General features: G+C 62.4%; 9 protein-coding genes, 1 other RNA gene and 1 pseudogene. 4 read left to right on the top strand and 7 right to left on the bottom strand.

The window, feature by feature from the left end; genetic code table 11:
- Positions 1–80: 80 nt before the first annotated feature.
- Entirely contained in the window at positions 81–1,523 is a 1,443-nt protein-coding gene (gene thrC / locus NQ018_RS00360; protein WP_257057402.1) for a threonine synthase, read from the bottom strand.
- A 233-nt stretch (positions 1,524–1,756) separates the two neighbouring features.
- Between thrC and NQ018_RS00355 the strand changes: the two genes are divergently transcribed.
- Together NQ018_RS00355 and NQ018_RS00350 are read left to right on the top strand one after the other, a co-directional pair.
- Positions 1,757–2,434, top strand: a complete 678-nt coding sequence (locus NQ018_RS00355; protein ID WP_373566876.1) for a sortase family protein — start codon at positions 1,757–1,759, stop codon at positions 2,432–2,434.
- A gap of 19 nt (positions 2,435–2,453) precedes the next feature.
- Entirely contained in the window at positions 2,454–3,683 is a 1,230-nt protein-coding gene (locus NQ018_RS00350) for an MFS transporter (protein WP_257057397.1), read from the top strand.
- A 4-nt stretch (positions 3,684–3,687) separates the two neighbouring features.
- Here the strand turns inward: NQ018_RS00350 and NQ018_RS00345 are convergent, their stop codons facing one another.
- The 3 genes from NQ018_RS00345 to glnA form a co-directional block, all read right to left on the bottom strand.
- A complete protein-coding gene (locus NQ018_RS00345; protein ID WP_257057395.1) occupies positions 3,688–3,987 on the bottom strand; it encodes a Cgl2226 family protein in 300 nt (99 codons plus the stop codon).
- Between the two features lie 101 nt (positions 3,988–4,088).
- A complete protein-coding gene (locus NQ018_RS00340; protein ID WP_257057392.1) occupies positions 4,089–7,238 on the bottom strand; it encodes a bifunctional [glutamine synthetase] adenylyltransferase/[glutamine synthetase]-adenylyl-L-tyrosine phosphorylase in 3,150 nt (1,049 codons plus the stop codon).
- A gap of 63 nt (positions 7,239–7,301) precedes the next feature.
- A complete protein-coding gene (gene glnA / locus NQ018_RS00335) occupies positions 7,302–8,642 on the bottom strand; it encodes a type I glutamate--ammonia ligase (protein ID WP_257037971.1) in 1,341 nt (446 codons plus the stop codon).
- A 134-nt stretch (positions 8,643–8,776) separates the two neighbouring features.
- Here glnA and NQ018_RS00330 point away from each other — a divergent pair, with 134 nt between their 5' ends.
- Complete coding sequence (locus NQ018_RS00330; RefSeq protein WP_257057389.1) at positions 8,777–10,570, top strand: CYTH and CHAD domain-containing protein; 1,794 nt, start codon at positions 8,777–8,779, stop codon at positions 10,568–10,570.
- An 8-nt stretch (positions 10,571–10,578) separates the two neighbouring features.
- Here NQ018_RS00330 and NQ018_RS00325 read toward each other — a convergent pair whose 3' ends face one another.
- On the bottom strand, positions 10,579–10,758 hold the full coding sequence (locus NQ018_RS00325; RefSeq protein ID WP_257057386.1) for a hypothetical protein: 180 nt from the start codon (positions 10,756–10,758) through the stop codon (positions 10,579–10,581).
- Between the two features lie 183 nt (positions 10,759–10,941).
- On the opposite strand from NQ018_RS00325, the gene NQ018_RS00320 reads away from it, so the two are divergent.
- A complete protein-coding gene (locus NQ018_RS00320; protein WP_257057384.1) occupies positions 10,942–12,252 on the top strand; it encodes a galactokinase family protein in 1,311 nt (436 codons plus the stop codon).
- On the opposite strand, the pseudogene NQ018_RS00315 reads toward NQ018_RS00320, so the two are convergent.
- A pseudogene (locus NQ018_RS00315) lies at positions 12,249–13,651 on the bottom strand (RNB domain-containing ribonuclease); the annotation flags it as partial. The gene NQ018_RS00320 and the pseudogene NQ018_RS00315 sit on opposite strands and share 4 nt — an antisense overlap.
- 47 nt (positions 13,652–13,698) lie before the next feature.
- Positions 13,699–14,102: RNase P RNA component class A (rnpB, locus tag NQ018_RS00310), an RNA gene on the bottom strand.
- Positions 14,103–14,106: the final 4 nt, after the last annotated feature.

Below are 14,106 nucleotides of genomic sequence, written 5' to 3'. Positions count from 1 at the left end.
CCCGTGCACTGCCGAGTACAAAGGTGTCCTGAAAACCTACCCGCGCCAAAACCGCGGTCTACGCACAAACCAAGCGCGTACTAGCCGGAAATGGATTCCTCGATGTAGCGCTTGACGGCCTCGGCGTCGTTGGGCATGTCCTTGACGATGCGGGGGCCGTCGAGGATGTCCTTGAAACGCTCGGGTACCTCGGGGAATGAACCGATGGCTTCTTGGATGGTGTCGGCGAACTTAACTGGCAGGGCTGTTTCCAGGCAGACGATTGGGGTGTCCACCTCGTCGAGCCAGCTTTGGGCAACTTTGATGCCGTCGGCGGTGTGAGGGTCCACCAGGACGCCGAACTCGTCCTTGATAGCCTTGATGGTGGCAAGCCGGTCGGCGTGGGTAGATGAGCCGGAGAGGAAGCCGTATTGCTGTGCGGCGGCGGGGAAGGCGGTGTCGTCGGTAAGCGAGAAGCCACCCTGCTTGACCTGGGTGCCGAAGAGATCGGCGGTGCGGGAGGCGTCGCGGCCGAGGAGGTCGAAGATGAAGCGCTCAAAGTTGGACGCCCTGGAGATGTCCATTGAGGGGCTGGAGGTTTCGAAGGTTTGGGCGGAGGTGCGCACGCGATAGTGGCCGGTGCGGAAGAATTCGTCCAGCACGTCGTTTTCGTTGGTGGCCACGATGAGGCGGTCGATCGGCAGGCCCATTTGCTTGGCAATGTGACCAGCACAAATGTCACCGAAGTTGCCAGTTGGGACGCTGAAGCTCACCTTCTGCTCATTGGAGTCCGTCACCTTCAGCCAGCAGTTGATGTAGTACACCACCTGCGCCATGAGGCGCGCCCAGTTGATGGAGTTCACCGCGCCGATGCTGTTGCGTGCCTTGAACTCTGCGTCCGCGGAGACGGCCTTTACTACGTCCTGGCAGTCGTCGAACACGCCGTCCAGGGCGATGTTGAAGATGTTCGGGTCATCCAGGCCAAACATTTGCGCCTGCTGGAAGGGAGTCATGCGATCCTTTGGGGTGAGCATGAACACCTTGATGCCCTCGCGCCCGCGCATGGCGTATTCCGCGGAGGAGCCGGTGTCGCCGCTGGTAGCGCCCAGAATGTTCAGCGTGGCACCGCGGCGGGCAAGCTCGTATTCGAACAGCTCGCCCAGGAGCTGCATGGCCATGTCTTTGAAGGCCGCGGTTGGGCCCTCGGAGAGGTGGCCGATGTAAAGCTGGTCGTTGAGCCTGGTCACCGGCACAATTTCAGCGCTCGAGAACTTCTCCGTGGTGTACGCGCGAGCAGCAATCGCCTCAAGATCTGCCTCCGGGATGTCCGTGACAAACAGCTTGAGCACCTCCGCGGCGAGCTTGGCATAACCTGAGCTGCCACTACTCGCGAGCAGTTCGCGCCAACGATTCAGCGTGGCGTCATCCAACTGCGGGTATTCCTCCGGCAGGTACAGGCCGCCGTCGGGCGCCAGGCCACCGAGCAGAATGTCTGTAAAATTCGCAGGAGTTGCTTGGGAATCGCGAGTAGAAATGTATTTCACCCGATCCACCTTAATAGATGCACACCAGCGCAGCACACCCCAAGCAGGCAGGGGTGTTGCGGAGGCGAAGCGTTTATACTCTTTGTTTTGAACCAAATTCTTTTGTCCTTTTTGTTCTCCACCGAAAAGAGTTCACCGTGCACCTGCCCCGCCTCCGTAGTGAGCAACTCACCTTCGCAGAGCAGCCAAAGAAGGTGTGGGCCAAGGGTGCGGCAGGTGTTGCGGCGTGCGTTGTGGGCTGTGCTGGTCTCGTCGGATGCTCTTTCGCGGAGGAAGCTCCGTCGCCTGCAACGAGTACCGCGCCGACCAGCACAACCTCTCTGGCACCTACCACCTCTGCCGCGCCGCATGTGAACGAGGGGCAGGCGCCGGTGGGCGTGGGGACATTCCGAATGGACGGCCCTGCGGCAATCACCAACGCGACCTATGACTCCATGCCCTATGTGCTCCCGCTGAACCCGGCGGGGCCGCAGGACACGATGGTGCGCTGGGTGGAAGGCTGGGGACAATCGCCCACCACCGCCGAGGCCGGCACCACCTATGTGCTGGGGCACGCCTGGGGGCAGGCGCCGCTGGTATTCAACCCGATTTCGGAGCTGGCCACTGCGAACGTGAACTTCAACGCCCCAGAAGTGATCAGTGGCGTGGGCGGTGTGCAGGTTTCGCGCTACCCTACCGCGGTGCTCAACGGCTCGCGGATCACCATGGCGGATGCCAGCGGTAATGCGCGCGAGTGGATCGTGGACGGGACGTACCTGATTGACAAGTACGAGGCCATCGACGACACCTGGCTGGTAGACGAGCACATCCCCGGGCGCATCGTGCTCATCGCTTGCTCTACCGACGGCTCCGCCGACCTTGGCTTCAACGTGATCGTCCACGGCCACCTCACTGATGAGCGCAACGCCTGATCGCCTGAGGTGGAAGGCGGTGACCATTTGGTTCGCTGCCACCTGCGTCTACATCCTGGCAATCACGGGCCGCACCAGCTTCGGCGTAGCCGGGGTGGCGGCAATGGACCGCTTCCAGGTGGATGCCAACGCGCTGGCGGTGTTCACCACTTTGCAGATCGGCGTGTACGCGGCTTCCCAAATCCCGATGGGCCTTGCCATCGACCGCTTCGGCCCCAAAAAGATGCTGCTCATCGGCGCACTCATCATGGGCCTCGGCCAGATTCTCCTCGGCTTCGCGCCGAGCTACGGGTGGGCACTCGCCGCCCGCGTGCCCATCGGCATGGGTGACGCCACCGCGTTCCTCTCCGTCCTGCGCATCATCCCCGAATGGATCCCCGCCAAACGAGCACCCGTATTCCTGCAGTTCACCACCGCATTAGGGCAGTTCGGGCAGGTGCTTTCTGCGATACCCTTCTTCTTGGTTCTGCAGGCGCCGTGGGGCGGGTGGCCACAGGCGTTCGTTGGGCTCGGCGCGGTGGGCATCATTAACGCGTTCGCAGCGGGGCTGCTCATCTCAACCTCGCACACGCCGCCAGCCAGCGGGCAGCGGATGCTCACTCACTTGAAGGCGAACCTGCGGCAGGTGGTGCGGTCCCGGGTAGTGTGGCAGGCCTTCTTCGTGCACTGGGTGGGTGTTGCGCCGAGCGCCATCTTCCTGCTGCTGTGGGGTGCGCCGTTGATGAAGCTCGGCATGGGGTTGGCGCCTGCCGACGTCGCCTTCGCTTTCAGCGTCCAGACGTTCGCTGGCGCGCTCGCCGCCCCAGTGCATGGCTGGATTTCCTCCCGCGCGGGGCTTCGTCGCGGCGACGTTGCAGTGCTCGCCGCTGGTGCCAGCTTGGTGTTGTTGCTGTGGTTTTTCGCCACCGAAACCCCGCGCGGCGTGGCGGCGGTGACCTTCATGCTGATCGTGCTCGCGATGTTGGTGCCGGCTTCCAGTTTTGGCTTTGACACCGTCCGCGAACGCATGCCCCTCCCCGTGCTGGCCACCGCCACCGGGTTGGCGAACATGGGTGGGTTCACTGCCACCGTGATCGGCTCACAAGCGCTCGGGTGGCTGCTGGTGCAGCACAACCCCGCAGGCACCTACTCCTGGCCGGACTTCCGATTTGCCTGGCTCGCTGTGGGCGCCGTGATTGTGGCTGGCATGGCCGGGTATGTGGTGGCCAGAGCCGGAGAAGCCGGAAGGCGCGGCGCTTGGGCTAAATGAGTGGCTAGTGAGGAGGGTTGTTCACTGAGTTTCGCACCTCTAGCACGCGGTCGAGCAGCCACTGCAGGGATTGTCCATCAGGTTGGAAACCACGGTCTGAGCTGGGTTTGCGAGCGCTGTGCGCGGTGTTCGTAGAATGTGCTGTTTTATTGGGATTCGTTGGGTTTGCTGCGATGCGCAGGGTTGCGCCTTCGAGGTGGAGTTCGGTGCTCCCCGGTGTGCCGGTGGCCTCCACCGCCTGGATGAAGGTTTGCAGGTCAGCAAGGGTTGCCTGGGAGAGATCCAATGAGAGTTCGATAGCCATTGTGCTTCCTTCGTGGTGGTCGGGCTGCGTACCCTTTCCAAGGCTAGGCGCGGTGCTGCTTGCCGTCACTGGGGGATCTCCCCCATTTCACCCTGGTATTTCTAGTATTCGTGGGGCGATACCTCTTCTCCCCAGAACACCTGGTCCACCACTTTGCGGGCGCGGCGGGTGACCTTGAGGTAGTGGTCCAGGAATTCTTGGGACTGGTTTGGGTCCCAACCGGCGGCGCCAGCTACCGCGGCCAATTGGGGCCCTGGCTGTGGGAGTTGATCTACGCGCTTTCCGCGCACCAACACAATGGAGTTGCGGGCCTCGGTGGCGGTGAGCCAGGCCTCGGTGAGGATGTCCACTTGGGTGGCAGGCAGGATTCCGGCCTCACCGATTGCCTCCAGGACCTCCAAAGTTGAAGTGTTTTGCAGTTGGGGGTACTCGTGGGCGTGTTCCAGGGTGAGCAGTTGCACCGTCCATTCAATGTCCGTGAGTGCTCCCCTGCCCAGCTTGGTGTGCGTGTTGCGGTCGGCGCCGCGGGGAAGGCGCTCGTTGTCCACGCGGGCTTTCATGCGGCGCACCTCTTTGATGGTGGCCGCGCTGGTGCCTTGGGCTGGGTAGCGGAAGGTATCGATCATCTTGAGGAAGCGCACGCCGAGGTCGCGGTCGCCTGCAACGTCGGTGGCGCGAAGCAATGCCTGGATTTCCCAGATTTCGCCCCAGCGTTCGTAGTACTGCTTGTAGGACTCCAGCGTGCGCACCGCCGCACCCGAGCGCCCTTCAGGACGCAGGCCCAAGTCCACTTCCAGTGGTGGGTCGCCCGAAGGCGTGGCCAGGCGGGTGCGCAGGCCCTCGCACACACTGATGGCCCACTTCACGGCATCGTTTTCGGCAACGCCTTCGGCGGGATCGCACACGAACATCACGTCGGCGTCCGAGCCATAGCCAAGTTCCGCGCCCCCTAGGCGGCCCATGCCAATCACGGCTATGCGCGCCAGTGGTTTGTCCACGCCGAGTTCCTTCAGCGAAGCTTTGACCTCCGCCCGGATTGCGGCCTCCAACACCGCGTTCCACACGTTGGAAAGGCTTTCGCAGACCTCACGGGTGCCCATCAGGCTCAACAGGTCAGCCGCGGCCACGCGGGCAAGCTCGTTTCTGCGCAGCGAGCGAGCCACGTTAATCGCCTTCGTGGGGTCGTTTTGCCTACCGGCGGCGGCCACTAGGGATTTGGTGATCGTGTCTGAGGAGCGTTCCAGAAGTTTGGGGCCGGTGGCGCCGTCGCCGAGCAACTTGACCACGTCCGGGGTGGAAATAAACAGGTCAGCAGCATATGGAGAGTTGCCCAAAATAGTCATGAGGCGTTGGGCCACGATTCCCTCATCACGCAGCATGCGCAGGAACCAAGTGCGGTCCTCGGCCGCCTCGGAGAGCTTGCGGTAGTTGAGTAAGCCTGCGTCTGGGTCAGCCGTGTTTGCCAGCCACTCCATGAGGATCGGCAGCAAGAGCGCCTGGATTTTGGCCTTTCGCCCACTGCCTGCCGCAAGAGCCTTGAGGTGCTCAAATGCACGGTCGGGGAAGCGGTAGCGCAGGGCTTTCAGTTGCAGCTTCGCCGCCTCGGGACTGAGGTTGATGGTGCCGGCATCGAAGTTCACCACCGAGTTGAGCAGTGGGCGGTAGAACAGCTTTCGGTGCAGGCTCGAGATTTGCAGGCGGACCTTGCGAAGGGTGTCATCCAAAGCCTGCTCAGAAGACGCCAGTTTGGAACTCTTCATTCCGGAGGCGCGGGCCAACCACCGAAGATTCTTCGCATCGGACTCTTGCGGAAGGGTATGTGTGCGCTTGACCTTTTGGAGTTGGAGACGGTGTTCCAGCAGACGCAGAAATTCATATGCGCGCACCAGCTCAGAGCCGTCTTCGCGGCCGACGTAACCGCCCGCCACCAAAGCCTCAAGTGCATCCACTGTGGCTAGCACCCGCAGGGTTTCGTCGGAACGCCCATGGACGAGCTGCAGGAGTTGCACAGCGAATTCGACGTCGCGCAGGCCGCCCTCGCCCAGTTTCAGCTCCCGTATTTTGAGCTTTTCCGGCACGTTGTCCAGGACGCGGCGGCGCATGGCTTGGACGTCGTCTACGAAGGATTCTCGCTGGCTGGCTTCCCACACCATGGGGCCGATGGCTTGGTGATAGGCCTGACCCAGGGGCATATAGCCGGTCATCGGACGGGCCTTGAGCAGGGCCTGGAACTCCCAGGTGTCTGCCCAGCGTTTGTAGTAGGTGACGTGGGATTCCAGAGTTCTTGTGAGCGCGCCGTGCTTGCCCTCTGGGCGCAGTGCCGCATCCACCTCGAAGAAGGCGTTGCAGCCGATGCGAATGAACTCACCGGCCAGCCTGGTGCCGCGGGCGGTTACTGGCTCGGCAACGAAGATAACGTCCACGTCCGAGATGTAATTGAGTTCCCTCGCGCCGCACTTGCCCATGGCGATGACCGCGAGACGAGAGTCGATTGGTGCGTCCCCATAGACGGTGCGCACGGCCACGGCCAAGGCGCTGGTGAGCGCCGCATCGGCGAGGTCCGCGAGGGCATGGGTGACAACCCGGAAGCTCACGGCGGGCTGGCCTTGACGGCGGGGATCGTCAAGGAACGTGCCGGCCAGGTCCACTGCGGCGATGCGCATCAGCAGGTTGCGGTAGGTCTTGCGCAGAACCTGCTCGGCCTCAGCGCCGGATCGGGAAGGCCCGGCACGGTATGTGCCGTGGCTGCGGAGGTCTGCAGAAGCTGGATCTGGGTTGGGGTCTGGATCTGGTTCTGGGGCACCGAACCCTTCTCCATCTGCTTCCCCTTCCGGCACCAATTCCCCCGCTGGCTCCGCCTCGATGGCGCTGAGCAACTCTTTGAACATATCCGCTCGGGTGGGGATGGGTTTGCTGATTTCCCGCCACAGGTGTGGATTGGCCACAAGGTGGTCGCCCAAGGTTGCGGACCCACCGAGGAGGGAAAACAGGCGGACTCGGAAGGTGAGGTCGCTGCGGAGCTGAGCGTCGAGCTCGGCGCGTTCAGCGTCATCAACGGTTTGCATGAGGCGGATGAGGGTGTTGAGGGCGAGGTCTGGGTCACCTACGCCGGTGAGGCCCCAGAGCAAGTCAATGCTTTCTGTGTTCCACCACCCCAGCCACTCCAGGTCCTGGTGTGCGTGCATACCGTTGAGGCCCAACGCGCCAATGGTGGGAAGTGTTGTGCGCGCGCTGTTGCTGTGATTGCTCATTGTGCTGCTCCTGACTGCAAACTCTCTCACCCTCTCCAGGCCTTGCCAACCCTTAATAGTCCCTTAATAGTCCAAGTTGGTTGCCAATTCCCAAGGGGTGATTTGCTGCTGGTAGTCGTGCCACTCACGCCACTTGTTGCGTAGGAAATACTCAAAGACGTGCTCGCCGAGGACCTCCGCCATGAATTCTGATTGCTCCATCTTGCGTAGCGCCTGGTCCAGGCTGGTGGGCAAGTCTTGGTAGCCCAGTGCGCGGCGTTCGCGCACTGAGAGCAGAGCTACGTCTTCTTCGGCGGGCTCTGGAACTTCATAGCCCTCCTTAATGCCCTTCAAACCGGCGCCGAGGAGCACAGCAAAGGCAAGGTAGGGGTTGCAGGCGCTGTCCGGCAAACGCACCTCCACCCGCCGTGACTCCGCCTTGCCAAGGCGATAGGTGGGGATTCGTACCAGCGCGGAGCGGTTGGATACACCCCAGGTGGCGGAGGTGGGGGCCTCATTGCCAAAGAGGATGCGCTTGTAGGAGTTGGTCCATTGGTTGGTCACGGCCACGATTTCGGAGGAATGTGCCAAGATACCTGCTACAAACTGCTTTGCGGTGGTGGAGAGGCTGAATTCCTCGTCGGGGTCATGGAAGGAGTTGATGTCTCCTTCAAACAAGGACATGTGGGTGTGCATGGCCGACCCAGCGTATTGCTGGAATGGTTTGGGCATGAAGGTGGCGCTCACCCCGTTGTGCATGGCGATTTGCTTCATCACGTAACGGAAGGTCATCACGGAATCCGCCATGGTGAGGACGTCGGCGTAGCGGAGGTCGATCTCCTGCTGGCCGGGGGAGGTTTCGTGGTGGGAGAACTCTACCGGGATGCCCATGGATTCCAGGGCGAGCATGGCTTGCCTGCGGAAGAAGGGTGCTGCGTTCTGGGTTGCCTGGTCAAAATAGCCGCCGTTGTCTGTGGGGATGGGCGGCTGGCCGTCGGTATCCAGGGACTTCACCAGGTAGAACTCGATTTCTGGGGAGACGTGGCACTCGAAGCCTTCGTCTGCCGCCAAGGAGGCTTGGCGGCGCAGCACTTGCCGGGGGTCTGAATAGGAGGGCTGGCCATCGGGCGTGAGGATGTCGCAGAACATCCGGGCGGTTTGCAGAGGCGAATCGTCATCATCAAAGGGCAAGATCTGGAATGTGGAAGGATCCGGCATGGCAATCGTGTCTGCCTCAGACACGCGGGAAAAGCCCTCAATCGAGGAACCGTCAAAGCCAATGCCCTCTTCAAAGGCACTTTCCAGTTCAGCCGGGGCTACGGAAACGGACTTCAATCTGCCCAAAATGTCTGTAAACCACAGGCGCACGAACTTGATATCTCGTTCCTCAATGGTGCGCAGCACGTATTCCTGTTGTGAATTCATACCCACAACGATAGGCAACACCTCGGACACGCACCGCAATTTGGGGGCTAGCCTGCGAAAATTACCCTATTCTTGCCCCAGTTTTGTCTCCTTGTTCTCTAGCCGGAATCAGGGGGCAATGCTAGAACTGTTGTATGGCCACCAACGCACAGTCCCAGCACGTGGAGCTCGAGCTGAAGTTCGCTCCCAACCCGGCGGATCCGCACGCCGACCTGCCGGATTTCAACCAGCTTGAAGGTGTGGCCCAGGTGGGAAAGCCGGTTGTCCACCACCTTTCCGCGCTGTACTTTGACACCGAGGATCTGCGCCTCACCAGAAATAAGATCACGCTGCGCCGGCGCCTGGGCGGCAAAGACTCCGGCTGGCATGTGAAGTTGCCGCAAAGCATGGGGCGCCTGGAGCTGCACACCCCGTTGCAGGACGAGCTGGACACCGACGCCGTACTGAGCATGGCGCAGAGCAGCAAATACGAGGTGCCGGACGTGGTGCGCGCCCATGTCCGCGCCATCGTGCGAGGCCTGGAGCTGGTGCCTATCGCCAGGGTGGACAATGAGCGCCACGAAATCCTGCTGGAAAACACCCAAGGCCAAGCAATCGCGGAGATCAGCGACGACCACGTCACCGCCACCTCCTACCTCCCCGGAGGTAGCACCACCGAATGGCGTGAATGGGAGGCAGAAGCCACCGAAGCCGCAATGGAACTCGGTGTGGCCGAGGAAATCCTCAACCAGGCGCGCGAAGCGCTGCTCAACGCTGGAGCGGTGCCCTCCCAGAGCCCCTCGAAGTTGGTGTCCGCCTTGGGCGCGTCGGAACGCAATGCCCCGCACCCTCCGGGTCTGGCTGAGCTGGAGGACCCTGCGGCGCAGTCGGTGCTGGAGTCGCTCGCGCGGAACGTGGAGACGATTGTGCAGATGGATCCCAAGGTGCGCCGCGACGAATGGAACTCCATTCACCAGATGCGCGTTGCTACCCGTGAGCTGCGCAGTCACCTCAGCGCATTCGCGGACATGTTCGCACCCGGTGCCACCAGTCGCCTGGACGAAGCCCTCAAACAGCTCGCCGCGATCCTCGGCAAGGCACGCGACGCCGAAGTCATTCGCGACAAAGTTGCGGGATGGCTCGAGCAGTCCCCCACCCCGGCGATTGACGACGCGGCGAGCGCCGCACTTCGGGCACAGTTGCAGCGCGACTACCTGCGAGCACATGACAGGGTTGTGCGCACCCTTGACGACGAGCGCTACCTCACCTTGCTGAGCTGGCTCGAGGCCTTCCTGAGCGACCCGCCGCTCGCTGAGGCTGAAGGGGGTGAAGTTGCTGTGGACGGGGACGCGGATGGGAAAGCTGACGTGGCTGAGCTGACCACCTTCGCGCTACTCCCCAAGCTAGAACGCAGCTACAGGAAGGCAGCCAAGAGGTTCACTGAGATTGCTGACTTCACACACATTATGGATGCTGCTGAAAAAGGTTCCTGGGGCGGCAACGTCAGTGACTTTGAAGAGGGCTTCCACACCCTGCGCAAATCTATTAAGAAGCTGCGCTACGTCACAGAGGCCGTGGGAGAAGCGGCGCGCTCGGAAGGCTACGCCAAGAAACTGCCCATCGGGGACCTGTACTCGGTGTGCAAGCGCGCGCAGACATCACTCGGGGAATTCCAGGACAGCGTGACCATCCGGGATACGCTCGCGCGCAAGGCGAAGATCGCTGCGCGCCACGGCGAAGACACCTTCGCCTACGGCGTGTGCTACCAGCACTACCGTGAGCTGGGTGTGCAGCAGATGCGCGAGGCTTTTGCCGACTTCCAACTCATCGAGGCACAATACGACCAACTGATGCACGCCGCGAAGAAGCAGCAAAAGAAGCAGGCCAAAGCTGAAGCAAAGGCAGCGAAGGCGGCGAAAGAAGCAAAGAAGCGGAAGAAGAAGGGCTAGTCTCGGGGCTAGTCTTCATCCTCGTATTGCTCGTCGTAGGCATCAGCCGCCTCGTTGCGCTGCTGCGCGATGTCAAGTGCGCGCTCGGCTTCTTCCTTAGATGCGTAGGGACCCATGCGCTTGTCAAAGCCTGAAACCTTGCCTTGCTCCACCTGCTTGGTTTCAGGGTTGTAGTACCAATCGCTCATGGCAAATGCCTCCTTGGAGTGTGTTGGAGTGTGTTGGGTGTGGAAACGCTGTGGGCACCAGTGTAGGAGAGGCCACCGGGTGCGTGCAGAATTTTTTGGCGCGTGGAGCCGTGACCGGGCCATCGGCTACACTCAACACTGTTTTGCGCGCTGCGCCCCCAATACATTAAAGGAGTGGCATTCATGCCTGTGTGGCCAGATTCGGGACCAATCCACAACCCCTCCTACAACCTCGTGGAAATGGCAGAAAAGGTCCACAAGGCCACCTTCGCCAGCTTCCAGGCCGCGGCATCCGCGCCAGGGACGTGGGCGCTGCTCGGTGAGCACACGGACCACGCGGGCGGCATCGTGCTCGCCTACCAAACCAAGTTCCGCACCGCGGTGGTACTCTCCCCACGCCTGGATGATGCAATCTCGCTGACCTGCTACCGCGTGGGTGACTTCCAGCAGCTTCAAGCCCAGCAATCCGCTGCCCCAGAACCCGTGAAGGTTGGCTCATTTCGCGCGGAGCTGGACACCTCAATGCATGCGGATACACCGCTGACAAGCGAAGATCCCGCGGCAAGGATCGCAAACCTCATTGCCACGATGGTGCACCGGCAAATGCTTTCCCGCGAAACCCACGGCTTTGACATCACCGCGCTCAGCGACATCCCCTCGGGCGCCGGCCTCGGCGAAGAAGCCGCGCTGGAAGCAGCGGTGGTGCTCGCACTAACTGCACACTTGGACGACGCCGACACCCCACCCCAACTCGCACGCTTCGCCGAGGCCTGTGCAAGCGCAAGCGCCACCACCCCAGCAGAAAAGCTCCAGCCTTCACAATTGCGGTTCCGCTACACCACAGCGCTGCGGGGCACCGGCAATTCGCTCAACATCATCGACTACGCCGATCACTCCATCTCCCCCGCTCCAGGCCCTGTTGAGTTCCTGCAGATGGTGCCTGTGGTGGTGATCCCGCCGAGCTACGCCGCACAGCATGGCGAGCTGGCGCGTCGGCAAGCATTCATCACCGAAGCCGCCAAGGCATTCGCCGCTGAGAGCCTACGCCTACTCCCCGACGCCACCCCGCGCGTCATGGACTGGCTGAGCGCCGTACACTCCGTCCACGGCACCGAAGGCTCCCCCACCCTGGACGAGGCACGCGACTGGCTCACCTTCGTGGAAACCGAAACGCAGCGCGCAACTAAGGCCGTGCGGGCAATCCGCTCACGGCGCCCCGAGGAACTCCCCGCGATCCTCGACGCCTCCCAGGCAGCGCTGGCCTCGGAGTATGGGGTCTGCGGTGCCGACGCGCCCCTGGCCGAACTCCTCAAGGTCCGCGGCGCGTTTATCGCCCGCAGCCTGGAAGCCGGCGCAACAGGCGCGGTTGTAGCACTTGTGCGCGACTCTCAGTTGAAAAACTTTATTGCCGACCTCAACGAAGACGGCCTCAACCTTATTGTGCTGGACAGTGGGTTGCCCGCCGCAGTCGCCCTCAGCGAGCAGGCAGAGTAGGCGGGCCAGCAGTAAACGTCACGCTTCGGCTCTGCGGGTCAGCCTCCACCAGGCGCACCTGCACTTGACTGCCCGCAGCGAGCTGACCTTCACAAGTGGCCATCACCGGCGGGGTGTGCAGCAGCACCTGGGCACGCTTGCCATTGCTGCTGAGCACCACGGCGTTGAAGATCTCACCAACCGACTCCTGCAACACCGACGCCTCCGTGAGGTCCAAGCACGCCCGATCCACCGCACTGGCGAGCTGGCCGGTACGCCGCATCGTGGCAATCGCCTCATCGAGCCCCTCCTGCGCCCACTCAGGAACAGGAGCACCAGCACAAATGCTCAAACAAAACTCGGTTGCGTAGCGGTCGATCAGCCTGCGAAGCGGCGCGGTGACGTGACTGTAGAAGCCGCCCACCCCGGCGTGTAGCTCGGCGCCGTGTGTGCTGAGGTTTTGGTAGTCCGAGCCCCGCAGCAAGCCCTGCGCCACCCGCATCAGCGCGAGACCTTGCGGGGTATCCACGTTGAGCTCGTCGATAATTTGCGTGATCGGCATGTCCTGCGCACCTGCTACTCCCAGGGCGCGGGCTTCGGCGCGGAACTCCTGGACCGCATCGGCAGTGGCAGCAGGCAGCGTGCGCAACACGCCAACGCCCGCTTGAGCCATCATTTGGCCCGCGCACATTCCCGCGAGCAGCGAAATCTCTGAGTTGTAGTCCATGCTCCGGTAGCGTGGCTCCACCACCAGGTGCGCCTTGCCGTCGGTGATCTCCACGCGCTGCGCCGGCAGCCGCAAATTGATCGCCTCCCTGCGCAAATGTGAAGCCTGGCGCAGCTTGCCCACCTCCTCAAGGTGCACAATCGCCTCGGGGAGCTCATCAGTCCGCAACCAGCCTTCCACCTGCTCATAGGTGAGTTGCGCCCGCGAACGAATCGTGGAGCGCTCCACCTGCACGCCCCGCACCTCGCCTTGAAGGTCCAGGTCAATGCTCCACAGCACCACCGGCCGCAGCTCCTGCGGGAGCAAACTCGCCACGCCTTCCGAAATGGCTTCGGGGTGCAGCCGGGCGGCGCCGTCGGGCAAGTAGATGGTTTGGCCCCGCTCAAACGACGCGGCCCGGACCGCAGGTGCCCGGCCGAACTCCGCGAACGCGGGGACGTCTGCAATCGCGTACAGCACCTTAAAGCCATCCGGCAACTTCTTGATGAATACCGCCTGGTCCAGGTCCTTGGAGCCGGGTGGGTCGATGGTGACAAAGGGGATGTCCGTATGGTCGGCGCGGCGATCTGCCGGTGGCAGGCCCTCGGCCGCCAGGCGTTCGGCCTCCTTGCGGGCTACCTCCGGAACCTGGCGCTGCACGCCAAACTCCTGGGCAATGGGCTCAAAATCAAGCGCGGCTGCGTAGAGCTTCATGTGGACGATCATGCCACGACCCCGGAACATTTGCCGGCGGGTATGCGGGAATGAGCTGGCCTATAAGCCGGATTCTGTGCCTCCCGAAGGCGGCGGCGATCATCCATCTAGGGCCACCATTGCTGGAGGCCTCAAGCAGCTACCCTCATGCCTCGGGCGAGCAGCCCTCAAACGCATGTGCACGCATACCGTGTGGTACGCCCTTCTGCCTTGCTCCAGGTGGGGTTTACCGAGCCAGGCCAGTCACCTGACCTGCTGGTGCGCTCTTACCGCACCCTTTCACCCTTACCTTGGGAAAACCCAAGGCGGTTTCCTTTCTGTGGCACTATCCCGCGGGTCGCCCCGGGTTGCCGTTAGCAACCACCTTGCTCTGTGGAGTCCGGACTTTCCTCGACCCCCGCCTGGCGCTTCAGCACCAGGTACGGGCGGCCGCGATCACCCAGCCAGCTCATTCC

Source organism: Corynebacterium kozikiae (assembly GCF_024580965.1).
Classification (GTDB): Bacteria; Actinomycetota; Actinomycetes; order Mycobacteriales; family Mycobacteriaceae; genus Corynebacterium; species Corynebacterium kozikiae.
Note: the sequence above shows the minus strand (reverse complement) of the source record. Positions and strands in the feature narration are given on the sequence as shown.

Bases quoted from the DNA above. Each gene is read 5' to 3' on its own strand.
- NQ018_RS00325 (WP_257057386.1), bottom strand. From the start codon at position 10,758: ATGAGCGATTGGTACTACAACCCTGAAACCAAGCAGGTGGAGCAAGGC.
- NQ018_RS00345 (WP_257057395.1), bottom strand. From the start codon at position 3,987: ATGGCTATCGAACTCTCATTGGATCTCTCCCAGGCAACCCTTGCTGAC.
- NQ018_RS00340 (WP_257057392.1), bottom strand. From the start codon at position 7,238: ATGAGCAATCACAGCAACAGCGCGCGCACAACACTTCCCACCATTGGC.
- glnA (WP_257037971.1), bottom strand. From the start codon at position 8,642: ATGAATTCACAACAGGAATACGTGCTGCGCACCATTGAGGAACGAGAT.
- NQ018_RS00330 (WP_257057389.1), top strand. From the start codon at position 8,777: ATGGCCACCAACGCACAGTCCCAGCACGTGGAGCTCGAGCTGAAGTTC.
- NQ018_RS00320 (WP_257057384.1), top strand. From the start codon at position 10,942: ATGCCTGTGTGGCCAGATTCGGGACCAATCCACAACCCCTCCTACAAC.